This window comes from Streptomyces sp. NPDC101191, assembly GCF_044767915.1.
GTDB lineage: Bacteria > Actinomycetota > Actinomycetes > Streptomycetales > Streptomycetaceae > Streptomyces.
Genome location: NZ_JBIWOU010000002.1, coordinates 1,183,730 through 1,208,940 on the forward strand (window position 1 = coordinate 1,183,730; position 25,211 = coordinate 1,208,940).

Below are 25,211 nucleotides of genomic sequence, written 5' to 3' on the forward strand. Positions count from 1 at the left end.
GCGGCCGGTCGGGCGGGGGGGCGAACCGGGGTCGGTGCCTCCCAAGGGGGACCGGGGAGATGATCCCGGCCGGCCATTCGCGTGCTGCCGGAGGTCGGTAACCCGTTGCCCAGGAACCGATCGGCCGGTTAGGTTCACCCGGTCGCCTGCATCGGTGCAGGCCGGCGCCGTCTACGAGGAGGTGTGGAGCACATGCGCAGGAGTGCCCGGGAGTTGAGCTCGCGTACGGACCTTTGCCACCTCCTCACGACGGAGACATCTTGTCCCTTTGCATCACCCCACTGACCGACCCCGCTCACGGGCCGCACGGCCGGCGTCTCGCCTGGTTGGCGTCGGACGCGGATTCCGTCCCTGCCGGGACCGCCTTTCTGCGCCTGCTCGACGGCGGACAGGGGCACCTGGCCGAGCTCGACCTCCGTGTTCATCCCGCGGAGCGCCGCAAGGGCGTCGGCTCCCGGCTGCTCGACGCCGCCGTGACCGCGGCCCGGGACAACGCCCGACGGTGCGTTGTCGCGCAGGCGGAAGCCGGATCGCCTGGCGACCGCTTCCTGGCAGCTCGCGGTTTCCAGAAGGTCCTCACTCTGAGGTTCACCCGCTTGCCCCTGGCCGACGTGGATACCGCCGTCCTCGCCGAGATCGTCGAGCGCCCGCATCCCGGCTACCGGCTGATGTCATGGCAGGGAACCGTTCCCGACGACCTCGCCCAGACGTTCGCCTCCTCACGCCGCGCCATGGACGACGTGCCCATGGACGACGCCGACAGCGGCACCGTGACCTGGGACGTGGACCGTGTGCGGGCCGCGGCGAAGGCCGTGGAACAGCGCGGCGACCACCTGCACACCGTCGTCGCCGTCGACGCCTCCGACGGCTCGGTCGCCGGGTTCACCGAACTCGTCGTCCCCGGCAACGGCGCAGGGGACGGCCAGCACTACGGCACCGGTGTGCTGCCCGAACACCGTGGACACGGCCTCGGCCGATGGATGAAGGCCGAGTCGATCCGACAGGCCCGGCGGGACTACCCGGGCCTCGGTGGGCTCCTGACCGACACCGCCGACAGCAACGCGCCCATGAGACGGATCAACGACGGTCTCGGCTACACACCCACGCACACGACGCACCAGCATCAGCTCGACCTCTAGCGGAGAGCGGACGGGCCGGACCGGGGTCTCGCCCCGGCCGGCCCGTCCACGCCTTCGATACGAGCGAGGGCTCGGCCGCCGTGTCCGCCCCGGCCTGCCGCGGACCCGCCCGCCCGGTCCACTCCGGTGGTGCGGACCTGGTCAGTCGAGGGCCTGGTAGAGCGTGGTCCAGAAGTCGGCCATGGCCCGCGGTGAATCCGGGGTGGACAGTCCGACCTGGGTGAGCAGGATGCCGGTGAGCTGGTGAGTCGGGTCCGCATACGCGGTGGTGCCGGTGCCGCCGAACCAGCCGAACCGGCCGACGGGAGCGTAGTCGTCGCGGCCGGTACCCACCGACATGCCGAACCCCCAGCCCCCTGCCGCGCCTTGGCCGGACGACAGGTGGGCGACGCCGTCGAACATCGCTCCCCGGGCTTTCATCTGCTCCGGGGAGAGACGGTTGGTGGTCATCAACTCGACGGCGGCCCGGGACAGGATGCGCTCGCCGTCGTGCACTCCGTGGTTCAGCAGCATGCGGAAGTAGGCGTGGTAGTCGTCGGCGGTGGAGGCCAGTCCGCCGCCCGCGCCCTGGAACACGGGAGGGACGCTGAACAATCCCCCTGCCGCCTGGTCCCAGAGGGCGAACTCGCCCGTCTGCGGGTCGGGCCCGTACAGGGGCGGCAGCCGGTCGATCCGGTCGGCGGGCACGTGGAAGCCGGTGTCCTTCATCCCCAGCGGATCAAGGATCCGTTCGCGCAGGAACGCCTCCAGCGGCTGTCCGGCGACCCGGGACACGAGCACGCCGGCCACCTCGTTGCTGAGGTCGTACTGCCAGCGCACACCCGGCTGGTACTGCAGCGGGAGTTCGCCCAGGCGGCGCATCCACTCGTCCTGGTGAGGCGCCGGACCAGAGGCCACGCTGTAGTCGAGGCGCTCGAAGGTCGCGGCCCTGATCGGCGAGGCCATCGACTCGAAGTCGGTGCCGAGCCCGAAGGTGGAGGTCAGCAGGTCCCGTACGGTGATCGGCCGCCGCGCCGGAACGGTGTCGTCCAGCGGGCCGTCGGGCCGCCTGAGCACCTGCCGGTCGGCGAGTTCGGGCAGCCACGGGTCCACGGGGTCGTCCAGTCGCAGCCGGCACTCGTCGAGCAGGACCATCGTCGCCGCCATGGTGACCGGCTTGGACGTGGACGCCATCCGGAAGATGGTGTCCCGCCGCATCGGCGGGCCGCCGTCGTGGCGCATCGTGCCGATCGCCTCGACGTGCGTCCGCCCGCCGCGGCCGACGAGGGCGACCAGACCGGGGATCCTTCCGGACTCCACGTGCCTTTCCAGCACCTCGCGCAGTCGGCGCAGTCCCGCCTCGGTGAAGCCGCTGCCGTTCGTTTCCATGGGCGTTTCTCCTGTTCGCGGTCGCGTTTCCCGCGGCCGCTCACTGGTGGCCGCTTGGCCCTCCGAAGGGCCGTGGCAAGAGGTTGCAGCCTTGACCCAGGGTCAAGGTCAAGGGCGGGCCCAGGGCGTTATCCTCGCCCCGCGACGACCATCGGCACGGAGGAGCGTCAGGGTGACGGCGGACGGGCTCGGGCTCACGATCGGTCAGGCGGCGGCGTACGCGGGCGTCACCATCAAGACCGTGCGGCACTACCACCGGCTCGGCCTGGTCGCCGAGCCGGAACGCGACGCCTCCGGCTACCGCCGCTACCGCTCGGACGAGTTGTTCCGTCTGGTCCAGGTCCGCACCCTGGCCGTGGCCGGGGTTCCCCTGGTCGAGATCGGCGACCTCCTCGACGCCGGCCCCGAGGCCTTCGCCGCCACCCTGGAGGAGGTCCACCGCGAGCTCACCGCCCGGATCGAGGACCTGACCGCGCGCCGCGACAGGCTGCACCGCCTCGACCACGGCGACCGCGCCCTGCTGCCCGACCGGGCCTGCGCGATCCTGGACGCACTGGCCGGACTCGGCTTCGAACCCGCCTATGTGACGGGTCAGCGAGAAGCCCTCGTACTGACTCGGGCACTGGTCCCGGAGATCTTCGACGGCTTCATGACCTGGCTCGAACAATCGCTCACCGATCCCGAGACCGTCGAGCTCACCAAGCGCGGCTGGGAGGCGAGGAGCTGGGATCCGGACGATCCGCGGATCGAGGAACTGGCCCGCGAACTGGCCGCCAAACTACTGGCCCGCCGCGAACTCCTGTCGATGCCGTCCGCGTTCGAAGAGCGGTCCGACAGCGCCGCCCGCTACGGGATGGTCAACCACCACATGGAGGACCGGGCGCCGTCCGTAGCCCGGCTGAACGCTCTGGTCGAGACGGAACTGCGCGCCGCCGGCATCGCGGTGCCCCACCGCTGACCGATCCTTCCGGAAGGGGTTCGGCTGGTGGGGCCCGTCTCGAGCGTGTGCGGCCCGATGAGGTCCTCGGACCGGGGCGCCGCAGGGCGGCGGACTCCTTTCGTCCTGTCCCGGAGGGGTGAAAGGGGTTCCAGATCTTCCTGACCCGCGCGCGGTGTTGAACGCACGTCGCGCGCGGTCTGAACGCACACGTCGCGCGCGGCGTGAACGCACGTCGCGCGCGGCGTGCTCGGTGCGCTCGGTGCGCTCGGTGCGCTCGGTGCGCTCGGTGCGCTCCTCAGCCTGTGCTCGTGCTCGCACCCGTGATCGCCACAGCCTGCCCGCTCACCCGTACCCGCGGATCAGCGGTGGAGGCTTCGACCCGGAGCAGGCTGGGTCGGCCGAGGTCCTCCCCCTGGCGGACGGTGAGGACGCCGGTGGGCGGGAGGGCGTCAAGAGTGCGCAGGTAGCCGCCGAGGGCGGCAGCCGCGGCACCGGTGGCCGGATCCTCGACGACGCCGCCGACCGGGAAGGGGTCGCGGGCGTGGAAGAGTTCCCGGGTCTCGCGCCAGACCAGTTGGAGCGTTGTCCAGCCGTGACGGTGCATGATCTCGGCCAGCGCGTCAAAGTCGTAGTCGAGGGCCGCGAGACGCTCGCGGGTGGCCGAGGCCAGGACCAGGTGCTCGTTCCCACCGAAGGCAACGTGCGGCGGCAGCGCGGGGTCGAGGTCTTCAGGGGACCAGCGCAGAGCCGCGAGGGAGGCGTTCACCTCCTCGTCGCTCGCCGGCCGAGAGCGGGTGGGAACGCTGGTGAGCGTCGCCGTCACGGGCCCTTCGGGTCCGGCGGAGGTCTCCAGGGCGATCTCACCCACCGGTGTGTCGAAGACGAACGGTCCGGGACCGATCCGTTCGGCCAGGGCCACCGCGGTGGCGACGGTGGCGTGTCCGCAGAAGGCGACCTCGGCGAGCGGGCTGAAGTAGCGCAGCCGGAACCGGCGTGCCGTGTCGTCAGCGGCCGTGACGAACGCGGTTTCCGAGTAGCCGACTTCGGCGGCGATGGCGAGCATGGCGGCCTCGTCCAGCGAGGCCGCGTCCATGACGACGCCGGCCGGGTTGCCACCGGCGGGGTCGGCGGTGAAGGCGGCGTAGCGCAGGATCTCGGGGCGTGTCATCAGGTTCATGGTCCCTACTGTGGCACCGCGCAGACATCCCTACCAACGATGGATTTCGATCCGATCCATCGATATGGCCGATGGAATCGGTTAGGTTCGCGAGCATGGACACCCGACTGCTGCGCACCTTCGCCGCCGTTGCCCGGACGGAGAACCTGACCGCCGCCGCGGAGCGGCTGCACCTGGCCCAGTCCACCGTCACCGCCCAGGTGCAGGCGTTGGAGAAGGAGCTCGGCCTGCGCCTGTTCGACAGGCTGCCACGCGGAGTGGTACTCACCAGTGCCGGGCGTGAGGCGCTGGCACAGGTCGAAGCCGTGCTGGAGGCCGAGTCACGGCTGCGGGCGGTCGCCGCCTCGGCAGGTGGCGCGGACGGTCGGGTGAACGGGCGCGTGGTGGTCGCGGCGGGCGAGACGCTGGTGTCCGCGCGGCTGCCGGGAGTGATCGCCGCGCTGCGGCGCAGTCATCCGGGGATCGAGGTGGACCTGAGCACGATGGCGACCGCGACCGCGGTCGCTGCGCTTCGTACCGGTGAACTGGACCTGGCGCTTCTCCTGGAGGACGAGACGGCTTTCCGTGACATCTCGTGCACGCCGCTGGCCCGTGAGCCGCTGGTCCTCGTCTGCTCTCCCGGGCACCCCGTCGCCCGCAAGGCCGCCGATGCACCCGCCGACTGGGCGGAGCTGGCGCGTCAGGACTACTTCCTGCACGAACAGGGCTGCTCGTACAGCGACCGCTTCGTCGACCGGCTGCTCACCGAGGCCGGAGGCGCTCAGCCCCGGATCACGCGCTTCGGCAGTCTGGAGGCCGCCCGGTCCTTCGTCGCCGCGGGCCTCGGCCTCAGCCTGCTGGCCCGCGCCAACATCGCGGACGCGCTCGCGGCGGGCCGGGTGGCACAGGTGCCCGGACCGCGCTTCCCCGACGTCGCCGTCCAGCTGGCACGTCACCGCCGGCGCTGGCTCTCCCCCGCAGCGGAGGCATTCATCGCCGAACTGCCGCACCACTTCCCTCAGTGAACGCGGTCGTCCCGGGCGGACAGCGGGCCGGCCGGCGGTCCGGCTGGCGGTCCGGTCGGCGAGCTGCAAGGTCGGCCGGTCGCTTCGGATCCCTTCGCCCGGCCTGCGTTCGATCTCGCTGACCTCGCCCGTGACGGCAACCACCGCGCCGCCGGTCCGGCCCCGGCCACCGTCCGGACAGGTGTCCGGGAGTCGGAACTTCACCGGCTCCCCCGCCCGACCTGACTGACCCGACCCCACCAGGACATACCGCCGGCCCTTCGGACCGGCCCCGATCAGTCCTGGGTCGCCCGCGCAGCAGCGAGCCGCTACCCGAGAAACGACAACCGCACCTGCCGCTCCGGGTTGTCCTTGTTGGTGTCGACCAGGCAGATCGACTGCCAGGTGCCCAGCTCCAGGCGGCCGGCGATGACCGGGACCGTCGCGTGCGGGGGCACGAGGGCCGGGAGGACGTGGTCGCGGCCGTGGCCCGGGGAGCCGTGGCGGTGCTGCCAGCGGTCGTCGGCGGGGAGCAGGTGGTGGAGGGCGGTCAGGAGGTCCCGGTCGCTGCCGGCGCCGGTCTCCAGGATGGCGAGGCCGGCGGTGGCGTGGGGGACGAAGAGGTTGAGGAGCCCGTCGCCGCCCTGGGCCGTACGGGCGAGGAAGTCCTCGCAGTGGCCGGTGAGATCGGTGACGGTCTCCGTGGAGCCGGTGGTGAGCGTGAGGATCCTGGTGCTGAAGGCCATGGGACCATACTGCCGTTCACGGGTCAGGATCGCGCGTCCACGCTCCGAGACGTCGTTGACCCTGCGCGGAACGGCTCGCTACGTTCGGCTCATGTTGCGTACAGCCCTGCTCACCACGCGCGGTCACATCGACCTGCTGCGGGTGGCCTCCGCCGCGTGTCCGCGCGGCTGCTGACGCCTTCTCACTTCTTCTTTCACGGCTTCTTTTTCTCCTCTCTCCTTCTCCACGACCTGGTGCGGCGTTTCCGTACCCCTGTCGTGCCCCTCGCGTCCCCTCGCGCACTTCCTCCGGCTGCGGCGTGCCTTTTCGCGACCGACCCCGCGCGCTTTCACGGAAAGGGCTCTCCCTGATGACCGTTCACCTGCACTGGTTCCTGCCGACCGGCGGCGACGGCCGCGGCCTCGTCGACCGGCACGTCTACGGTGACGGGGGCATCGGCCGGAGGCGGACCGCGAGCGGCGTGCGGCCGCCGGACGTCGCGTATCTGGCGCAGGTCGCCAAGGCGGCGGAGCAGCTGGGCTTCGAGGCGGTGCTCACGCCGACCGGTACGTGGTGCGAGGACGCCTGGCTGACGACGACGGCGCTCGCCCAGCACACCGAGCGGCTCAAGTTCCTGGTGGCCTTCCGTCCGGGGGTCGTGTCGCCGGTCCTCGCGGCGCAGATGGCGGCGACGTTCCAGCGGATCACCCGGGGCCGGCTGCTCCTGAACGTGGTGACGGGCGGGGACTCGGCCGAGCAGCGGCGATACGGCGACTTCCTCGACCACGACCGGCGGTACGCGCGGACGGCCGAGTTCCTGGAGGTGGTGCGCGGGGTGTGGGGCGGGCGGCCGTACGACTTCCACGGCGAGCACTACCAGGTGGAGGGAGGGCTGACCGCGCTGCCGCCGGACCCGCTGCCGGAGATCTTCTTCGGGGGTTCCTCGGCGGCGGCCGGGCCGGTCGCCGCCCAGCACGCGGACGTGTACCTGACCTGGGGCGAGCCGCCCTGGCAGGTGAAGGAGAAGATCGACTGGATCCGGCGCCTGGCGCAGGAGCGGGGCCGCGAGGTGCGCTTCGGGATCCGGCTGCACACCATCTCGCGCGACTCGGCCCGTGAGGCCTGGGCCACCGCGGACCGGCTGCTCGCCGACCTGGACGCGGAGTCCGTCGCGGCGGCCCAGGCCGCGCTCGCGCGGAGCGAGTCGGTGGGCCAGCAGCGGATGCTCGCCCTGCACGGGGGCGGCACGCTCGACCGGGACCGTCTGGAGATCGCGCCGAACCTGTGGGCGGGGGTCGGTCTCGTACGGGGCGGGGCCGGCACGGCGCTCGTCGGCAGCCACGCGGACGTGGCCGACCGGATCGAGGAATACCACGACCTGGGCGTCGAGCACTTCGTGCTCTCCGGCTATCCGCACCTGGAGGAGGCGTACTGGTTCGGCGAGGGCGTGACCCCGGAGCTCGCGGCGCGCGGCCTGCTCGCGACCGTGCCTCCGTCCCCGCTGCTCGGCGTCCCGGCGCTGAACGGCCGTCCGGCCTCGGCCCCGGGTGGAGCGCCGCTGATCGTCGGGGGCGGGCGCTAGCCACCCGGGGTCGGGTGGCCGGGGGCGGGGCGCGGGCCCCGTGTCGGGCCCAAAGCCGGGCGGCGGACCCGTCGGCGGACGGGGGCGGGGCTCGAGGCCGACCGCCGGCCCGGCCGGCCGGGAAGATCCCCGCTCCGCCCACGGTTGGTGGAATCGTGAACGATTTCGGGGTACACGCGGCACGCGACGTGGACGTGGTGGTCATCGGTGCCGGACAGGCCGGGCTCTCCGCCGCGTACCACCTCCGGCGGAGCGGCTTCGAACCCGAGCGGGACTTCGTCGTGCTCGATCACGCCCCGCGGCCGGGCGGCGCCTGGCAGTTCCGGTGGGCGTCGCTCACGTACGGCAAGGTGCACGGGATCCACGCCCTGCCCGGCAAGGAACTGGTCGGGGCCGACCCCGCGCGGCCGTCCTCCGAGGTGATCGGTGACTACTTCGCCGACTACGAGGAGACCTTCGGCCTGCGGGTGCACCGGCCCGTCGACGTGACGGCGGTGCGCGAGGGCGAGGGCGGGCGGCTGCTCGTGGAGACCTCGGAGGGCGCGTACGCGGCGCGGGCGCTCGTGAACGCGACCGGGACCTGGGACCGGCCGTTCTGGCCGCGGTACCCGGGGCAGGAGACCTTCCGGGGGCGTCAGCTGCACACCGCCGGGTACCCGGGGCCCGAGGCCTTCGCGGGGCAGCGGGTGATCGTGGTCGGCGGCGGGGCCTCCGGGACCCAGCATCTGATGGAGATCGCGGACCGTGCCGCCGCGACGACCTGGGTCACGCGGCGCGAGCCCGTCTGGCGCGAGGGCCCGTTCGGCGAGGTCCAGGGGCGGGCGGCCGTGGCGCTCGTGGAGGAGCGGGTGCGGCAGGGGCTGCCTCCGCAGAGCGTGGTGTCGGTCACCGGGCTGCCGCTGAACGACGCCGTCCGCGCCGCCCGGGCGAGCGGGGTCCTGGACCGGCTCCCGATGTTCGACCGGATCACGCCGACCGGGGTGGCCTGGGACGACGGCCGGACCGTCGACGCGGACGTGATCCTGTGGGCGACGGGGTTCCGCGCCGCGATCGACCACCTCGCCCCGCTGCGGCTGCGCGAGCAGGGCGGCGGCATCCAGGTGGAAGGCACCCGGGCGGTGCGGGATCCGCGGGTCCATCTCGTCGGATACGGGCCCTCCGCCTCGACCATCGGTGCCAACCGGGCCGGCCGCGCGGCGGCCACCGAGATCCGCGATCTGCTCAGGAACTCGCCCCGGCCCGTCGCTGCTCGTTGAACTCGGCGACATTGGCCTGGTGTTCGGCGTAGTTCGCGGTGAAGCGGGTGTCGCCCTGCCGGACGGTGACGAAGTAGAGCCAGTCGCCCGGGGCGGGGGCGACGGCCGCGGCCATGGCCTCGTCGCCGGGGTTCCCGATGGGTGACGGGGGCAGCCCCGTGCGCTCGTAGGTGTTGTACGGGCTGTCGATGCGGGTGTCGGAGTGACTGGTGTCGACGGTGTCGCGGCCGAGGGCGTAGTTGATGGTCGAGTCCATCTGGAGCGGCATCCCCCGGGCCAGCCGGTTGTAGACGACGCGCGCCACCTTGCCCATGTCGGCGGCGGTGTCGGCCTCCGCCTGGACGATGCTGGCGACGATGACGGTCTGGTGGACGCTCAGCCCGTGGCTGCGGGCGCCTTCGGCGATGCGCGCCGTGCCGAAGCGCTTCCCCGCGGTGTCGACCATGTACCGCAGCAGCCCCTCGGCGGTGGTGGCCCTGCCGACCGGGTAGGTGGCCGGGAAGAGATACCCCTCCGGGTTGCCGCCGGCGGCCGCGGGGAGGGCGAGGTTCGTGGCGGGAGTCTGGGCGGCCTTTTGGGCGGTGCCGGCCGCCAGACCGAGTGAGCGGTCGACGGCCGCGTACACCTGTCCCCCGCGCCAGCCCTCGGGGATGAGGAGGGTGCGCTCCTTCTCGGGGGCCGGCTTCTCCGGTCCGCCGATCAGCAGCAGGGGAACGGCGACCGCGGCGGCCGCCGCCAGGACGGCGCCCACGAGGACGACGAGCTTGCCGCGCCGGGTGAGGCGGGGCCGGCGGCGGTGTTCGGGCTGCCAGGACCGGTACGTCATGGGCGCACGCTAACCCGGCGCAGTCGCGAAATCGCGGAGCGCACACGCGGCGGCGCCGTCGGTCCCCTGGGACGGGGGACCGACGGCGCCGGTGCACTGCGATCGTCAGACGAGCCAGCCCAGGAAGTGGAGGACGCCGGCGAGCAGGTTGGTGATGACGTTCATGGTGGTGCTTCTCCTCGTGCAGAGCTTTCTGTGGGACTGCGCAGTCGCGGTCTGCAGCCCGTCGCTTGCGCACCGTCATCATCAGCCGCCACACGGGAGCCGGGCAACGAAAACCGGCACGATCACACGTTCTGGGGAACAACCGCTCCCGCGTTCGTGTGTTCGTCCCGGCGCACCAGCGCCGCGTACCGCCCGTCGAGGGCGAGCAGCTCCTCGTGGGTGCCACGCTCGGCGATCCGGCCGGCCTCCAGGACGACGATCTGGTCGGCGTCGCGGACGGTGGAGAGCCGGTGGGCGATGGTGAGCGTGGTGCGTCCGGCGGAGAGCGCGTCGATGGCCTGCTGCACGGCGTGCTCGGTGCGCACGTCGAGGGCGCTGGTCGCCTCGTCGAGGATGAGCACCGGCGGGTCGCGCAGGATGGTGCGGGCGATCGCGAGGCGCTGCTTCTCGCCGCCCGAGAAGCGGTAGCCGCGCTCGCCGACGAGGGTGTCGTAGCCGTCGGGCAGCGAGGCGATGTGGTCGTGGATCTGGGCGGCGCGCGCGGCGGCCTCGATCTCCTCGTCGGTGGCGTCGGGCTTGGCGAAGCGCAGGTTGTCCGCCACGGAGGCGTGGAAGAGGTAGGTCTCCTGGGAGACCACGCCGACGGCGCGGGCGAGGCTGTCGAAGTCGAGGTCGCGCACGTCGACCCCGTCGAGGGTGACCCGGCCCTCGGTGACGTCGTAGAGCCGGGGCACGAGATAGCTGAGGGTGGACTTGCCGGATCCGGTCGGACCGACGACGGCGAGGCTGCCGCCTGCCGGGACGGTCAGGTCGACGCCGTCGAGGGTGGGGCGGCCCTCGCCCTCGGGGTCGTAGCGGAAGCCGACCTTCTCGAAGACGACCTCGCCGGCGGCCTTCGGCAGCCGGACGGGCTCGTCGGGCTCGGTGATGTCGACGGGCAGGTCGAGGTATTCGAAGATCCGCTGGAAGAGGGCGAGCGAGGTCTGGATCTGCACACCGGTCGACAGCAGGCTGACGGTGGGCCGGAAGAGGCCCTGCTGCAGGGAGACGAAGGCGACCAGGGTGCCGAGGGAGATGGCGGGGCCGCCGGCCTGGAGGGCGAGGCCCGCGGCCCAGTAGAGCAGGGCGGGCATGGCGGCCATGACGATGCCGATGGTGGACATCCGCCACCGTCCGGCCATGGAGGAGCGCACTTCGAGGTCGACGAGGCGCTCGGACTCCTCGGCGAAGGACCGGGTGAGGGAGTCGGCGCGGCCCATGGTGCGGCCGAGCAGGATGCCGCTGACGGACAGCGACTCGGTGACGGTGGCCGCCATGGCTGCCATCTGCTTCTGGCGCCGGGTGGTGATGCGCTTGCGCTCGCGGCCGACCCGGCGGCTGACCCAGACGAACAGCGGCAGCAGGAGCAGCGAGACCAGCGTGAGCCGCCAGTCGAGCGCGAGCATCGCGACGACGCTGGCGACGACGGCGGTCAGATTGGAGACCAGGGAGGTGGCGGTCGAGGTGACCGTGGCCTGCATGCCGCCGATGTCGTTGGCGATGCGGGACTGGACCTCGCCCGTGCGGGTGCGGGTGAAGAAGGCCAGCGGCATCCGCTGCAGCTGCGCGTAGACCGCGGTGCGCAGGTCGTGCATGACGCGCTGGCCGACGGTCGTGGAGATGAGCGTCTGGAGGACGCCGAAGACTCCGGAGACCACGGCGGTGACGATCATGCCGAGGGCGAGCAGGCTGAGCAGCCCGGTGCGGCCCTGCGGGATCGCGGTGTCGAGGATCTCCCGGAGGAGGAAGGGCGAGGCGACCGAGACCAGCGACGACGCCGCGACGAGCAGGCCGACGAGGGCGAGGCGGCCCCGGTAGGGGCGGAAGAGGTTCAGGATGCGCCGCAGCTGGGCGGGCTCCTCGGGGCGGGTGCGGTCACGGGCGGAGGGCGTCCACGTGGACTCGTCGTGCGGGTGCATGGGCTCCTACGAGGGTTCGCGGGTGTGGCGATGAGAGCATAGCTCATTGTTACCTATACTCACAATGAACATGGTCCTGATATTGTTCCGTCATGAACACCCCGGCCGTTCCCGGCAGCCCCGACCCCGACGGTCTCCTCGCCGAGCAGCTGCTCCGCCTCACCCGCCGGCTGCACCGCATCCAGAAGCGGCACCTGGAGCCGGTCGGCATCACGCCGGCGCAGTCCCGGCTGCTGCGCACGGTCGCGCACTGTCCGGAACCGCCCCGGATGGCCGACCTCGCCGCCCGGCTCGAAGTGGTCCCCCGCGCCGTCACCACGCTCGTCGACGGACTGGAGGCGGCCGGCCGGGTCCGCCGGGCGCCCGACCCGACCAACCGGCGGGTGGTGCGCATCGAGCTCACCGACACCGGCCGCGACACGCTGAGGGAGCTCCGCAGCGCGCGCCGTGCCGCCGCAGAGGACATGCTGGCCCCACTGACCGTCGAACAGCGTGAGGTGCTCGGAGGTCTGCTGTCCGCTCTGGTCGACCACGACCCGGAGCGCGTCTGCTGAGACCGGGCAGCTCGGACCGGGGCACGCCGCACACCGGAGGGGAGCCCTGGCCATGCCCGTACGGGAGCCGAATCCGCAGATCCTGCGCGCCGGTGGGAAGCGGCGACCCGCGCCCGACCGGGTGCCCGACCTGCAGGCCCGGGGCACCCCGAAGCCGCTGCGGGAGGAGCTGGTCGCCGTCCTCGGCCCGGACAAGGTGCTGTCCAGGGTCTCCGACCTGGTCCGCTACGCCTCCGACGCGAGCCCCTACCGCTTCGTGCCGCAGGTCGTGGTGGTGGCCGAGGACATCGACGACGTGTCCGCGGTCCTCTCGTACGCCCACGGCAAGGGCCGCGAGGTGGTGTTCCGGGCCGCCGGGACCAGCCTCAACGGGCAGGCGCAGGGCGAGGACATCCTGGTCGACGTGCGCCGCCACTGGGCGGGCGTCGAGGTCCTGGACGACGGGGCCCGCGCCAGGATCCGGCCGGGCACGACCGTCGTCCGCGCCAACGCGGCGCTCGCGCCGTACGGCCGGGTACTCGGCCCCGACCCGGCGAGCGCCATCGCCTGCACGATCGGCGGCGTGGTCGCCAACAACGCCTCAGGCATGACCGCGGGCACCACCCGCAACTCCTACCGCACGCTCGCCTCACTCACCTTCGTCCTGCCGAGCGGCACCGTCGTCGACACCGCGGACCCGGACGCCGACGTCGAACTGGCCCGCGCGGAGCCGCGGCTGTGCGCCGGGCTCCTGGCGCTGAAGGCCGAGATCGAGGCGGACCGGGAGCTGACGGCCCGGATCCGCGCCAAGTACGCGATCAAGAACACCAACGGCTACCGACTCGACGCCTTCCTCGACGGACGCACCCCGGTGGAGATCCTGCGCGGCCTGATGGTGGGCTCCGAGGGCACGTTCGGCTTCATCTCCGAGACCGTCTTCGACACCGTGCCCCTGGGCCGGCGGGTCTCCACGGCACTGCTCTTCTTCCCCTCCCTGCCCGCCGCCGCGGCCGCCGTGCCCGGCTTCAACGAGGCCGGCGCGCTGGCGGTCGAGCTCATGGACGGCAACACGCTCCGGGCCTCGGTCAGCGTGCCCGGCGTGCCCGCCGACTGGGCGGAGCTGCCCAAGGAGACGGCCGCCCTGCTCGTGGAGTTCCGGGCACCGGACGAGACCACGCAGGAGGCGTACGAGAAGGAGGCGGCCCGGGTCATGGAGGGCCTGGACCTCGTCGCGCCGGTCGCCTCCGTACGCAACGCCTTCACCCGCGACCCGAAGACGGTCGCCGGCTACTGGAAGGCCCGCAAGGCCTTCGTGACGGCGGTCGGCGGCGCGCGCCCGCCGGGCACGACCCTCATCACCGAGGACTTCGCCGTGCCGCCGGCGCTGCTCGCCGAGGCCTGCGCCGAACTGCTCGACCTCCAGGACCGGCACGGCTTCGACGCCGCCGTCGCCGGTCACGCCGCCCACGGCAACCTGCACTTCCTGCTCGCCTTCGACGCGGCCGACCCGGGTGACGTCGAGCGGTACGCGACGTTCATGGACGAGTTCTGCAAGCTGACCGTGGAGCGCTTCGACGGATCGCTCAAGGCCGAGCACGCGACCGGTCGCAACATCGCGCCCTTCCTGGAGCTGGAGTGGGGGCCGAAGGCGACCGAACTGATGTGGCGCACCAAGGAGGTCATCGATCCCGACGGGGTGCTCGCGCCCCGGATCGTCCTGGACCGCGACCCGCAGGCCCACCTGCGCGGCCTCAAGACCATTCCCACGGTGGAGCCGATCGCCGACCCGTGCATCGAGTGCGGCTTCTGCGAACCGACCTGCCCCAGCCGCGACCTGACCACCACACCGCGCCAACGCATCGCGCTGCGGCGGGAGATGATGCGGCAGGCCGACGGCGCCCCGGTCGAGACGCGGCTCCTGGAGTCGTACGGCTACGACGCCGTCGACACCTGCGCCGGCGACTCCACGTGCGGGCTGGACTGCCCGGTCGGCATCGACACGGGCGCCCTGATGAAGGAGTTCCGGCACCAGCGGCACTCTCCGCGCGAGGAGCGGATCGCCACCCTCGCCGCCAGGAACTTCCGGACCGTCGAGGCCTCCGCACGGCTCGCGCTGGGCGCCGGGGCGCGGCTCGGCGACGGGCTCATGGAGTCGGTGACCGGACTCGCCCGCAAGGTCGTGCGCTCCGGCCTCGTCCCGGAGTGGCTGCCCGAGATCCCCGGGCCCGCGAGCCGCCGCCTCCCCCGCACCCACCGGCCGGCCGCGGTCGCCGTCTACTACCCGTCCTGCGTGAACCGGATCTTCGGCAATCCCGCCGGCCTCGACGACCTGTCGCTCCCCGAGGCCGTGGTGGCCCTCTCCGCGCGTGCCGGGCGGCCGGTGTGGATCCCGGGCGACGTCGCGGGCACGTGCTGCGCGACGATCTGGCACTCCAAGGGGTACGAGCGGGGCAACGAGGTGATGGCCAACCGGATCGTCGAGGCCGCCTGGGGATGGACCGCGGGCGGGCGGCTGCCGCTGGTCGTCGACGCCTCCTCGTGCACCCTGGGCATCGCGCGGGACGTGGTGCCCTGGCTGACCGACGACAACCGGGAGTTGCACGCCGAACTGACCGTGCTCGACTCGCTCGTGTGGGCCGCGGACGAACTGCTGCCCCGCCTGGACGTACGCCACCGGGTGGCCGCGGCGGTCGTCCATCCGACGTGTTCCATGCGGCACTTGGGCGACGAGGACAGCCTGCTCGCCCTCGCCGAGGCCTGCGCCGAGGAGGTGGTCGTCCCGTCCGACGCGGGCTGCTGCGCCTTCGCCGGCGACCGGGGCATGCTGCACCCGGAACTGACCGCGTCCGCCACGGCGCGGGAGGCCGCCGAGGTCACCGCCCGGCCCTTCGACGCGCATCTCTCGGCCAACCGCATGTGCGAGATCGGCATGGACCGCGCCACCGGTCGCACGTACTACTCGGCCCTGCTGGAACTGGAGCGCGCGACAAGGCCGTAGCGGGAGGTGTGCCGGCCGGGGCAACCGTGCGGCGCCCGGGCCGGCCCAGGCACGGACACCGCACGGTTCACGGGGTCAGCAGCGCCGCAGGTCCTCGACGAGGGTGCCCTGGACGGTCTTCAGCGAACGGTCGTAGCAGCCGTCGGATCCGTACGCGCGATAGCGCTCGGTGCTGGTGCCGATCGCGTGGCGCTGCTCGCGCGGCACGCCGAGGGTGAAGGAGGCGTCGCCGGTGTAGGTGTCGTCGAGGCGGGACCAGGACAGGCGCCGGCCGTCGCGGACGACGTCCACGGAGGAGCGGTCGCCGACGGTGAGGACGGTCCTCAGCCGGTTGCCCGCGTCCACGGTGATCTCGCCGTCCATGGTGTAGCGGCGGTGGGTGCGGGTCGCGGTCCTGCCGGCGGTCACCGTCTCGTCGTCGGTCCAGTACGCGGTGAGGGCGTCCGGGTTCTCGTCGGCGCCCCAGCGGTGGCTGGAGAGGTGGTCGACGGTGCGGGTGACGGTGGTGACGACCCGGCCGTGCGAGGTGTTCAGGTGGCCGGAGACGGTGAGCGTGTGCCCGCCCGTGGTGTCGAGCCGGTCGGGCGAACCGGGCGTGTGGACCGTGGAGTTGCGCGGGGTCCCGGCCTCGTGGCGGTCGACGGCGCCGGTGACGACCTGACGGCCCGCGTCCTGCCAGAGGAGCACGTTGGCGGGGACGCTCCATCCGGACCGGCCGGCCGGGACGCCGCCCACGGAGACCTCGACGCGGTGCGCGCGCCCGTCGTTGAGGACACCCGCGAACGGGGTGAGGTCATAGACGATCGGCTGGACGTCGAAGGCGCGCGGAGCGGGGGTCACGTACCAGAGGAAGGGGTTCGACCAGCCGCCGGTCCACACGTGCGGGAAGGGGGCGGCGATGCCCGCGAGCTGTCCGTCGACGGATATCCGCACCTCGCGGTACGGGCCGTCGGTGGCCTTGCACGAGTAGGGCGCGGCGTCGGGGACGGTGAGGTACCAGAACTCCTCGCAGCCACCGCCCGAACCGGTGGCGTACACCTCGGCGAGGATCCGCTCGGTGTTGCGCGGGGTGGTGAGGGTCGCGTCGTCGAGCGGCAGGACCCGGTCGGGGGTCCCGGCGGCGGGCCGCACCGCGCCCTGGGCGGTGTGGAAGGTGAGGGTGACGCGGACGTCGAGGACCCCGGTGTACGTCTCGTCGACGACGTTGCCGATGAGCATCTCGACGGACTGCGGGCGGCTGAGCGTGTCGCGGTAGCGGGTGACGTCCTTCTCGACCGACCAGGCGATGCCTTCGGGCGAGGGTTCGGGGGTGGAGGTGCGGAGGATCTCGACGCCGCCGACGGTGAGGTAGCCGAGGCGGTCGTACTGACGCCCCTTCACCTTGCCCTCCAGGCGCAGGACCACCTTGTTCCAGCGGGTGCCGCACTCCTTGGGAGGCGCGTAACTCCCCTTGTACGGGGTGAAGTCGCGGAACTGGACCTGAGCGAGGGTCACTTCGCAGCTGCGGGTGCCGGGGGTGGCGACCGGTGGTGCTGCGGTGACCGGGTCGTGCCAGTCGGTGGTGAACTCGGCCGGCGGGGTGGGGGCCTCGTCCGCGTGGGCCGCCGGGGCGGCGAGCAGCAGTCCGGCGGCCAGGGTGAGGCCGCCGATCACGCTCATGATCTTCCGTTGTCTCATGGGTCGTGAGTGAAGCGCGGGGCGGCTGACGCGGTCCAGAGGGCCTGGGCCCGGCTTGGCGGGATCTGTTCCCGGTTGCCGGAAATCCCGTGCGCCGGAAAATCGATTGCCGACGACGGCCCGGCGGGGCGAGCCTGGACCGGTTCGAGACATCACCGGACCGGTCCGGGACATCGGCCGAAAGCGCTGGGACAGCATGCAGATTCGCGATCTTCCGTTCGCCGACCCGGGAGACCCGGACGTACGCTCGGGCCCCCGGTTCCTGCTCTGGCTCGGCCGGTCACAGCTGGGCGGCCAGGTGAAGTGCCTGCTGTGGGGCCTGCTGCTGCAACTGGGCATCGCCGGGCTGCCGCTGGGCGTCGGCGTCGCCGTACAGGCGGTCGTGGACCACGACGCGGGCCGGCTCGGTCTCGGCATCGGGCTGCTCGTCGCCTTCGGTCTGGCCATCGCGGCCGGCGACATGATGGTCCACCGGGTGGCCGTCACCAACTGGATCACCGCGGCCGCACGCGTCCAGCAGCTGCTCGCGCGCAAGACCGCCGAGCTCGGTTCCGTTCTGACCCGGCGGGTCGCGGCCGGTGAGGTCGTGGCCGTGTCGACCTCCGACGTGGAGAAGATCGGCTGGTTCGTCGAGGCGGCCTCCCGCTTCGCGTCCGCCGCCGTCGCGCTGGTGCTGGTCTGCGTCGGGCTCGTGCTCTACCAGCCGGAACTCGGCCTGGTCGTCGCACTCGCCGCCCCCGTCCTCGCCCTCGCCGCCCTGCCACTGCTCCCCCGCGCCACCCGCCGGGCCGACGCCCAGCGCGAGAAGGCCGGCCGGGCCACCGAACTGGCCTCCGACACCGTCGCCGGACTGCGCGTCCTGCGCGGCATCGGCGGCGAGGAGCTGTTCCTCGGGCGCTACCGGGCCGCCTCCCAGGAGGTGCGCCGGGCGGCCGTGCACAGCGCCCGGATGTGGGCCCTCATCGCGGCGGTCCAGGTGCTGCTGCCGGGCGTGCTGCTCGTCGGCGTGATCGTCTACGGCGCCCGGCTCGCGCTCGACGGACGCGTCTCGGTCGGCGAACTCGTCACGGTCTACGGCGCGGTGGCGCTCACCCATCACCCGTTGCGCACGTTCGAGGAGATCGCCATGGCGTACTCCTTCTCGCGCCCGTCCGCCCGGCGCGCCGCCCGGGTGCTCGCCCTGTCCCGTACGACGAGTCCGGCGGCCGGGGCTCCCCGGGAGGTGCCGGACGGCGACCTGTACGACCCGGTGACCGGGGTGCGCGCGCCCGCCGGCGGCTTCACCGCGGTGGTCTGCGGCGACCCGGACGCGGCCGGTCGGCTCGCCGACCGGCTCGGCGGGCACCCGCCGGAGCCCGGTGAGGACCACTCCTCGGTGCTCGTGGGCGACGTGGCCCTCGACGAGCTGGCGCTCGACACCGCACGAGCCGCGGTCCTCGTCCAGGACAAGGACCCGGTGCTGCTCTCCGGCACCCTCGCGGAGCTGCTCGACGTGCCGGCCTCCGGGAAGGTGGCGGCGGCCGAGGCACTGGAGGCGGCCCGGTGCGGGGACGTGCTCGACGCCCTCGCGCAGGCCTCGGTGGACACCGGTGGCGACCCGATGCGGACCCGGATCACCGAGCGCGGCCGGTCGCTGTCCGGCGGCCAGCGCCAGCGGCTCGCCCTCGCCCGCTCCCTGGTCACCGACCCCGGGGTGCTGGTCCTGGACGAGCCCACCTCGGCGGTCGACTCGCACACCGAAGCACGCGTGGCGGCCGGGATCAGGCGCCTGCGGGCCGGCCGGACGACCGTCGTCCTCACCTCCTCGCCGCTGCTGCTCGACCTGGCCGACCGGGTCGTCCTCGTCGACGGCGGCAAGGCGGTCGCCGTCGGCACCCATCGCGAGCTGCTGGCAGGCGAGCCCCGCTACCGTGCCGTCGTCACCCGCGAGACGCAGGACGAACTCGCGCGCGGGGCGGAGAGCGAGCCCACGCGCGGGACGGAGGACGAACCGGCCCGGGGGACGAAGGCCGACCCCGCCCCCGGGTCGGGGGACGAACCGACCCGGGGAACGGGGGACGAACCGACCGGCGGGACGGAGGCCGAACCGACCCCCGGGACGGAGGCCGACCCCGCCCCCGGGCGGGAGGCCGGTGTCGCCCCCGGGCGGGAGGCCGGTGTCGCCCCGGCGCCGGAGGGCGAGGTCGTGCGCCGGACCGACGAGAAGAGCGCTCGCGGGGCGGACGTCACGAAACCCGGCCTCGACGCCGAGTGGCGCGAGCTGGAGGAACGCGAGGACGAGCTGGAAGGAGAGACCGCATGATCGCCGTGACGCCGCCGTCGTACGACCCGGCGGCCCCCCGGTCGGCGACGACGCTGCCGGTCGGCGGCGCCGGCACGGTCCGGCGGTACGTCCGGGACCTGCTGCGCCGTCACCGGGGCGCGTTCGCGGCCCTCGTCGCGGTCAACGCGATCGCCGTGACGGCCTCGATGGCGGGCCCGTATCTGCTCGGCTCCGTCGTCGACGCGCTCACGGACGGCGCCCGGGAGCTCCACCTGGAGCGCACGGCCGCCCTGTTCGCCGTCGCCCTGCTGATCCAGACGCTCTTCACCCGCATGGTCCGGCTGCGCGGCGCGATGCTCGGCGAGGAGATGCTGGCCGACCTGCGCGAGGACTTCCTCGTGCGCTCGGTGGCGCTGCCGCCGGGCGTCCTGGAGCGGGCCGGGACCGGCGACCTGCTGTCCCGGATCACGACGGACGTCGACCGGCTGGCCAACGCGATGCGCGAGGCCGTCCCGCAGCTCGTCATCGGCGTGGTGTGGGCCGGGCTGCTGATCGGCGGCGTCGCGGTGACCGCGCCCCCGCTGGCGGTGGCGCTCCTGTGCGCCGCGCCCCTGCTGATCGTCGGCTGCCGCTGGTACTTCCGGCGCGCCCCCGCCGCCTACCGCTCGGAGGCCGCCGGGTACGCGGCGGTGGCCGCGTCCCTGGCGGAGACCGTGGACGCGGGCCGCACCGTGGAGGCGCACCGCCTCGGACGGCGCCGGATCGAGCTGTCGGACCGGCGGGTGCGCGAGTGGACCGCCTGGGAGCGGTACACCCTGTATCTGCGCTCGGTGCTGTTCCCGGTCGTCACCCTCACCCACACGCTCGTGATCACCGCGGTCCTGCTGGTGGGCGGGGTGTGCGTGTTCCGCGGCTGGATGGACGTGGGCCAGCTGACCACCGGCGCCCTGCTCGCCCAGATGCTCGTCGACCCGATCGGGATCATCCTGCGCTGGTACGACGAACTGCAGGTCGCCCAGGTGTCGCTGGCCCGGCTGGTGGGCGTCCGGGAGATCGAGCCGGAGGCCGGGGACGGCACCGTACGGCCCGAGGGGCGGGCGGTCCGCGCCGACGAGGTGCACTTCGGCTACCGGGAGGGCGTCGACGTGCTGCACCGCGTGTCGATGGACGTCGCCCCGGGCACCCGGCTCGCCCTGGTGGGCCCGTCCGGCGCCGGGAAGTCGACCCTCGGCCGGCTGCTCGCGGGCATCTACGCCCCGCGCACCGGCACGGTCACCCTCGGCTCGGCCGAGCTGGCGCGGATGCCCGCCGAGCGCGTCCGCGAGCACGTGGCGCTGGTCAACCAGGAGCACCATGTCTTCGTCGGCTCGCTCCGCGACAACCTGCTGCTCGCCCGGGCCGGCGCCGGGGACGCCGAGCTGTGGGCGGCCCTGGCGGCGGTCGACGCGGAGGGCTGGGCCCGCGCCCTCGACGGAGGCCTGGACACCGAGGTCGGCTCGGGCGGCCACGTGCTCACCCCGGCGCAGGCGCAGCAGGTGGCCCTGGCCCGGCTCGTCCTGGCCGACCCGCACACGCTGGTCCTCGACGAGGCGACCTCGCTGCTCGACCCGCGCGCGGCCCGGCACCTGGAACGCTCCCTGGCCCGTGTCCTGGACGGCCGCACGGTCGTCGCCATCGCCCACCGGCTGCACACGGCCCACGACGCCGACCTCATCGCGGTGGTCGAGGACGGCCGCATCAGCGAACTGGGCAGCCACGACGCGCTCGTGGCGGCGGACGGGGCGTACGCGGCGCTGTGGCGGTCCTGGCACGGGTAGGCGACACCGGCCGCCCCGGCCCGCCGCGGGGCTCGGCGTCGACCCGAGGGCCGCGGCGCGCCGGGGCGGGCCGCGGGTCGGCCCGGGGTACGCGAGTCCGGCGCGCGGCGGGTCACCACTCGGTGACGACGACCCGGTGCTCGGGGGCGACGGCGGTGACAAGGCCCAGTCGCAGCCGTATCCCCGTGTCCGCCAAGGCGTCGGAGAGCTGCGGGGCCCCGATCTCCAGGCGTGTGACGTGGGTCATGGATCAGCGGACGGCGGTGGACCCGAGCCCCGTCCTCCGCGTCCCAAGCCCCGCCGGCAGCTACCGGAACCCGCGTCCCCAGCCCCGGCCGGCAGCTACAGGAACCCGAGCGCCGAGGCCCCGCCCACCCCGCCGAGCAGCATGAACGCCGGCATCAGGACCTTCAGCTCGACCCAGCTGCCCGCGCGGAAACGCAGGCCCTTCGGCGGCCCGACCGGGTACCAGCGCTTGCGGCCGACCGGGATGGGCCACAGGATCGGGCAGCCCGAGACGGTCAGGGCGTCGCCGATGTCGTGGACGAGTGCGCCCAGGACGATGGGCAGTCCGAGCCACAGGTACTCCTGGCCGGGCTCGGTGAAGAGCCAGCCGGCACCCTGGCCCGGCTGGTCGAGGACACCCGCCAGGATCCACGCGCTGGTTGCGCCGAGCAGCCACACCAGGACGTCGCTGGACATCCGGGCGGCGCGCCACAGCAGGCCCTCGACCGCGAGGACCAGGTGGACGAAGAGGATCGCGAGGACCGCCCAGCGGCCGCCGGTCACGGCGGCGACGGAGCAGCCGGCGCCGATCAGGACCGCCCACAGCCAGGTGTGGGTGAGGGTGCGGTGGCCGCCGGAGCGGCGCGGGTCCTGCGAGGAGCGGGTCGCCTTGTAGACGGCGTACGACAGCTTGTCGACGATCTCGCAGAGGCCCCGCGAGACCGGTCCGAAGGCTCGCGAGATGGTGGCCGACTTGTGGTCCAGGTCGGGGGCGAGCGCCGCGCCCGCGCAGATGAGCGCGCCAACGACCAGAACCGGCCACGGCATGGGGTGGTCGAAGGCTGCCGCGGCCGCTCCGACGCCCAGCCAGGCCGCCGCTCCGGACAGCGAGTGCGCCGGTCCCATCATGGTCGTTCCCGCCCCGTTCCTCTTGCGCCGGCGCCCAGTTGACGCCCGGTCGGCCGACCGGTCGCGCGACCGGTCGACGGGCCAGCCTATCCTCCGTGATCTTCGATCCGATGGCCGGTTCCCTCATCCGTGCGGAATCCAGGCAAGATGGGGACGTGACCCTTATCGATCAGCTGCCGCCGACCGCCGACCCCGACGCCCTCTTCGAGGCCTTCTCCTCATGGGCGGAGGACCGGGGCATCACGCTCTACCCGGCCCAGGAGGAGGCGCTGATCGAGGTGGTCTCGGGGGCGAACGTCATCCTGTCGACCCCGACCGGCTCGGGAAAGTCGCTGGTCGCGGCGGGTGCGCACTTCACGGCGCTGGCCAATGACCAGGTCACGTTCTACACGGCGCCGATCAAGGCGCTGGTGTCGGAGAAGTTCTTCGACCTGTGCAAGATCTTCGGCACCGAGAACGTCGGCATGCTCACCGGCGACGCGTCCGTGAACGCGGACGCTCCGGTCATCTGCTGCACGGCCGAGGTGCTCGCCTCGATCGCGCTGCGCGACGGCCGTAACGCCGACATCGGCCAGGTCGTGATGGACGAGTTCCACTTCTACGCGGAGCAGGACCGCGGCTGGGCCTGGCAGATCCCGCTCCTTGAGCTGCCGCAGGCACAGTTCGTCCTCATGTCGGCCACGCTCGGCGACGTCTCGATGTTCGAGCAGGACCTGACCCGGCGGACCGGGCGCCCGACCTCGGTGGTCCGCTCGGCGACCCGGCCGGTCCCGCTGTCGTACGAGTACCGGCTCACCCCGATCACGGACACCCTGACCGAGCTCCTGGAGACGAAGCAGGCGCCCGTCTACATCGTCCACTTCACGCAGGCGCAGGCGGTGGAACGCGCCCAGTCGCTGATGAGCATCAACATGTGCTCGCGCGAGGAGAAGGACGCCATCGCCGAGATGATCGGCAACTTCCGCTTCACCACGAAGTTCGGCAAGAACCTCTCCCGCTACGTCCGGCACGGCATCGGCGTGCACCACGCGGGCATGCTGCCGAAGTACCGGCGTCTGGTGGAGAAGCTGGCGCAGGCCGGCCTGCTGAAGGTCATCTGCGGTACGGACACCCTCGGTGTGGGCGTCAACGTGCCGATCCGCACGGTGCTCTTCACCGCGCTCACGAAGTACGACGGCAACCGGGTGCGCACGCTGCGGGCGCGGGAGTTCCACCAGATCGCGGGCCGGGCCGGCCGGGCCGGCTTCGACACCGCGGGCCTTGTGGTGGCGCAGGCGCCCGAGCACGTCATCGAGAACGAGAAGGCGCTCGCCAAGGCCGGCGACGATCCGAAGAAGCGCCGCAAGGTGGTCCGGAAGAAGGCCCCGGAGGGCTTCGTCGGCTGGACCGAGACCAGCTTCGAGAAGCTGATCGCCGCCGAGCCGGAGCCGCTGACCTCCCGCTTCCGGGTCACCCACACCATGCTGCTCTCGGTGATCGCCCGCCCCGGCAACGCCTTCGAGGCGATGCGCAAGCTCCTGGAGGACAACCACGAGCCGCGCCGGAACCAGCTCAAGCACATCCGCCGGGCCATCGCGATCTACCGTTCGCTGCTGGACGGCGGGGTCGTGGAACAGCTGGACACCCCGGACGCCGAGGGCCGCACGATCCGCCTGACGGTCGACCTGCAGCAGGACTTCGCGCTCAACCAGCCCCTGTCGACGTTCGCGCTCGCCGCCTTCGACCTGCTCGACCCGCAGTCCCCGTCGTACGCGCTCGACATGGTGTCGGTCGTCGAGTCGACGCTCGACGACCCGCGGCAGATCCTGCACGCCCAGCAGAACAAGGCGCGCGGCGAGGCGGTCGGCGCGATGAAGGCCGACGGCGTCGAGTACGAGGAGCGCATGGAGCGGCTCCAGGAGATCTCGTACCCGAAGCCGCTCGAAGAGCTGCTGTGGCACGCGTACAACGTCTACCGCACGTCGCACCCGTGGGTCGGCGACCACCCTGTGTCGCCGAAGTCCGTCATCCGCGACATGTACGAACGGGCCCTGACCTTCACCGAGTTCACCTCCTTCTACGAGCTGGCGCGTACCGAGGGGATCGTCCTGCGGTACCTCGCGAGCGCCTACAAGACGCTCGACCACACCATCCCGGACGACCTGAAGACGGAGGACCTGGAGGACCTGATCGCCTGGCTGGGCGAGATGGTGCGGCAGGTCGACTCCTCGCTGCTCGACGAGTGGGAGCAGCTGGCCAATCCGGAGGTGGAGTCCGCGGAGGAGGCCCAGGAGAAGGCCGACCAGGTCAAGCCGGTCACCGCGAACGCCCGCGCCTTCCGAGTGCTGGTGCGCAACGCGATGTTCCGCCGGGTGGAGCTGGCGGCGCTGGACAACGTGGACGAGCTCGGCGGGATGGACGCGGAGTCCGGCTGGGACGCGGACGCGTGGGGCGAGGCGATGGACGCGTACTGGGACGAGTACGACGACCTCGGGACGGGTCCGGACGCGCGCGGACCGAAGCTGCTGTCCATCGAGGAGGACCCGGCGCACGGCGTCTGGCGCGTACGGCAGACCTTCGCCGACCCGAACGGCGACCATGACTGGGGCATCAGCGCGGAGGTGGACCTGGCGGCCTCCGACGAGGAGGGCCGGGCGGTCGTCCGCGTGACCTCCGTCGGACAGCTGTAG

17 protein-coding genes and 1 pseudogene are annotated in these 25,211 nt (G+C 72.8%); 10 read left to right on the plus strand and 8 right to left on the minus strand.

Annotated features, from left to right (window positions below; all coding sequences use genetic code 11):
• Window positions 1-260 precede the first annotated feature (260 nt).
• Entirely contained in the window at window positions 261-1,139 is an 879-nt protein-coding gene (locus ACIRQF_RS12165) for a GNAT family N-acetyltransferase (protein ID WP_404091377.1), read from the plus strand.
• Between the two features lie 141 nt (window positions 1,140-1,280).
• Here ACIRQF_RS12165 and ACIRQF_RS12170 read toward each other — a convergent pair whose 3' ends face one another.
• Complete coding sequence (locus tag ACIRQF_RS12170; protein ID WP_404091380.1) at window positions 1,281-2,507, minus strand: serine hydrolase domain-containing protein; 1,227 nt, start codon at window positions 2,505-2,507, stop codon at window positions 1,281-1,283.
• A gap of 172 nt (window positions 2,508-2,679) precedes the next feature.
• Between ACIRQF_RS12170 and ACIRQF_RS12175 the strand changes: the two genes are divergently transcribed.
• Complete coding sequence (locus ACIRQF_RS12175) at window positions 2,680-3,465, plus strand: MerR family transcriptional regulator (RefSeq protein ID WP_404091383.1); 786 nt, start codon at window positions 2,680-2,682, stop codon at window positions 3,463-3,465.
• A 277-nt stretch (window positions 3,466-3,742) separates the two neighbouring features.
• Here the strand turns inward: ACIRQF_RS12175 and ACIRQF_RS12180 are convergent, their stop codons facing one another.
• Window positions 3,743-4,624 carry a PhzF family phenazine biosynthesis isomerase gene (locus ACIRQF_RS12180; protein WP_404091386.1) on the minus strand — a complete coding sequence of 294 codons (882 nt, stop codon included), beginning with the start codon at window positions 4,622-4,624 and terminating at the stop codon, window positions 3,743-3,745.
• A 95-nt stretch (window positions 4,625-4,719) separates the two neighbouring features.
• On the opposite strand from ACIRQF_RS12180, the gene ACIRQF_RS12185 reads away from it, so the two are divergent.
• Window positions 4,720-5,628 carry a LysR family transcriptional regulator gene (locus ACIRQF_RS12185; protein WP_404091389.1) on the plus strand — a complete coding sequence of 303 codons (909 nt, stop codon included), beginning with the start codon at window positions 4,720-4,722 and terminating at the stop codon, window positions 5,626-5,628.
• Window positions 5,629-5,936: 308 nt separating this feature from the next.
• Here ACIRQF_RS12185 and ACIRQF_RS12190 read toward each other — a convergent pair whose 3' ends face one another.
• The gene (locus ACIRQF_RS12190; RefSeq protein WP_376631646.1) at window positions 5,937-6,353 is read right to left on the minus strand and encodes a secondary thiamine-phosphate synthase enzyme YjbQ; all 417 of its coding nucleotides are present in this window, start codon (window positions 6,351-6,353) and stop codon (window positions 5,937-5,939) included.
• Between the two features lie 350 nt (window positions 6,354-6,703).
• On the opposite strand from ACIRQF_RS12190, the gene ACIRQF_RS12195 reads away from it, so the two are divergent.
• Together ACIRQF_RS12195 and ACIRQF_RS12200 are read left to right on the plus strand one after the other, a co-directional pair.
• Complete coding sequence (locus tag ACIRQF_RS12195) at window positions 6,704-7,915, plus strand: LLM class flavin-dependent oxidoreductase (protein WP_376631648.1); 1,212 nt, start codon at window positions 6,704-6,706, stop codon at window positions 7,913-7,915.
• 155 nt (window positions 7,916-8,070) lie between these two features.
• Window positions 8,071-9,171: an NAD(P)-binding domain-containing protein gene (locus ACIRQF_RS12200; protein ID WP_404091393.1), complete on the plus strand. Its 1,101-nt coding sequence runs from the start codon at window positions 8,071-8,073 to the stop codon at window positions 9,169-9,171.
• On the opposite strand, the gene mltG is transcribed toward ACIRQF_RS12200, so the two are convergent.
• Both mltG and ACIRQF_RS12210 read right to left on the minus strand, forming a co-directional pair.
• Window positions 9,137-9,997: an endolytic transglycosylase MltG gene (gene mltG / locus ACIRQF_RS12205; RefSeq protein WP_404091395.1), complete on the minus strand. Its 861-nt coding sequence runs from the start codon at window positions 9,995-9,997 to the stop codon at window positions 9,137-9,139. The genes ACIRQF_RS12200 and mltG overlap by 35 nt on opposite strands.
• Before the next feature lie 287 nt (window positions 9,998-10,284).
• Window positions 10,285-12,120 (minus strand): ABC transporter ATP-binding protein, encoded by a 1,836-nt coding sequence (locus tag ACIRQF_RS12210; RefSeq protein ID WP_389753156.1) that lies wholly within the window; start codon window positions 12,118-12,120, stop codon window positions 10,285-10,287.
• Between the two features lie 92 nt (window positions 12,121-12,212).
• On the opposite strand from ACIRQF_RS12210, the gene ACIRQF_RS12215 reads away from it, so the two are divergent.
• Together ACIRQF_RS12215 and ACIRQF_RS12220 are read left to right on the plus strand one after the other, a co-directional pair.
• Complete coding sequence (locus ACIRQF_RS12215) at window positions 12,213-12,674, plus strand: MarR family winged helix-turn-helix transcriptional regulator (protein ID WP_376631656.1); 462 nt, start codon at window positions 12,213-12,215, stop codon at window positions 12,672-12,674.
• 52 nt (window positions 12,675-12,726) lie between these two features.
• Entirely contained in the window at window positions 12,727-15,651 is a 2,925-nt protein-coding gene (locus ACIRQF_RS12220; protein ID WP_404091399.1) for an FAD-binding and (Fe-S)-binding domain-containing protein, read from the plus strand.
• A gap of 75 nt (window positions 15,652-15,726) precedes the next feature.
• Here ACIRQF_RS12220 and ACIRQF_RS12225 read toward each other — a convergent pair whose 3' ends face one another.
• Window positions 15,727-17,328 carry a peptide-N4-asparagine amidase gene (locus ACIRQF_RS12225; protein WP_404091402.1) on the minus strand — a complete coding sequence of 534 codons (1,602 nt, stop codon included), beginning with the start codon at window positions 17,326-17,328 and terminating at the stop codon, window positions 15,727-15,729.
• 196 nt (window positions 17,329-17,524) lie between these two features.
• Here ACIRQF_RS12225 and ACIRQF_RS12230 point away from each other — a divergent pair.
• Window positions 17,525-19,294: pseudogene (locus tag ACIRQF_RS12230) on the plus strand (ABC transporter transmembrane domain-containing protein); the annotation flags it as partial.
• 332 nt (window positions 19,295-19,626) lie between these two features.
• A complete protein-coding gene (locus ACIRQF_RS12235; RefSeq protein ID WP_404091404.1) occupies window positions 19,627-21,408 on the plus strand; it encodes an ABC transporter ATP-binding protein in 1,782 nt (593 codons plus the stop codon).
• Between the two features lie 112 nt (window positions 21,409-21,520).
• Here the strand turns inward: ACIRQF_RS12235 and ACIRQF_RS12240 are convergent, their stop codons facing one another.
• Together ACIRQF_RS12240 and ACIRQF_RS12245 are read right to left on the minus strand one after the other, a co-directional pair.
• Window positions 21,521-21,655 carry a hypothetical protein gene (locus tag ACIRQF_RS12240; protein WP_404091407.1) on the minus strand — a complete coding sequence of 45 codons (135 nt, stop codon included), beginning with the start codon at window positions 21,653-21,655 and terminating at the stop codon, window positions 21,521-21,523.
• A 95-nt stretch (window positions 21,656-21,750) separates the two neighbouring features.
• Window positions 21,751-22,542: a metal-dependent hydrolase gene (locus tag ACIRQF_RS12245; RefSeq protein WP_382479054.1), complete on the minus strand. Its 792-nt coding sequence runs from the start codon at window positions 22,540-22,542 to the stop codon at window positions 21,751-21,753.
• A gap of 95 nt (window positions 22,543-22,637) precedes the next feature.
• Here ACIRQF_RS12245 and ACIRQF_RS12250 point away from each other — a divergent pair, with 95 nt between their 5' ends.
• On the plus strand, window positions 22,638-25,211 hold the full coding sequence (locus ACIRQF_RS12250) for a DEAD/DEAH box helicase (protein WP_404091410.1): 2,574 nt from the start codon (window positions 22,638-22,640) through the stop codon (window positions 25,209-25,211).

Coding starts and splice junctions, on each gene's coding strand:
- ACIRQF_RS12170 (WP_404091380.1), bottom strand. CDS start 2,507: ATGGAAACGAACGGCAGCGGCTTCACCGAGGCGGGACTGCGCCGACTG.
- ACIRQF_RS12180 (WP_404091386.1), bottom strand. CDS start 4,624: ATGAACCTGATGACACGCCCCGAGATCCTGCGCTACGCCGCCTTCACC.
- ACIRQF_RS12185 (WP_404091389.1), top strand. CDS start 4,720: ATGGACACCCGACTGCTGCGCACCTTCGCCGCCGTTGCCCGGACGGAG.
- ACIRQF_RS12190 (WP_376631646.1), bottom strand. CDS start 6,353: ATGGCCTTCAGCACCAGGATCCTCACGCTCACCACCGGCTCCACGGAG.
- ACIRQF_RS12195 (WP_376631648.1), top strand. CDS start 6,704: ATGACCGTTCACCTGCACTGGTTCCTGCCGACCGGCGGCGACGGCCGC.
- mltG (WP_404091395.1), bottom strand. CDS start 9,997: ATGACGTACCGGTCCTGGCAGCCCGAACACCGCCGCCGGCCCCGCCTC.
- ACIRQF_RS12210 (WP_389753156.1), bottom strand. CDS start 12,120: ATGCACCCGCACGACGAGTCCACGTGGACGCCCTCCGCCCGTGACCGC.
- ACIRQF_RS12215 (WP_376631656.1), top strand. CDS start 12,213: ATGAACACCCCGGCCGTTCCCGGCAGCCCCGACCCCGACGGTCTCCTC.
- ACIRQF_RS12220 (WP_404091399.1), top strand. CDS start 12,727: ATGCCCGTACGGGAGCCGAATCCGCAGATCCTGCGCGCCGGTGGGAAG.
- ACIRQF_RS12225 (WP_404091402.1), bottom strand. CDS start 17,328: ATGAGACAACGGAAGATCATGAGCGTGATCGGCGGCCTCACCCTGGCC.
- ACIRQF_RS12235 (WP_404091404.1), top strand. CDS start 19,627: ATGATCGCCGTGACGCCGCCGTCGTACGACCCGGCGGCCCCCCGGTCG.
- ACIRQF_RS12240 (WP_404091407.1), bottom strand. CDS start 21,655: ATGACCCACGTCACACGCCTGGAGATCGGGGCCCCGCAGCTCTCCGAC.
- ACIRQF_RS12245 (WP_382479054.1), bottom strand. CDS start 22,542: ATGATGGGACCGGCGCACTCGCTGTCCGGAGCGGCGGCCTGGCTGGGC.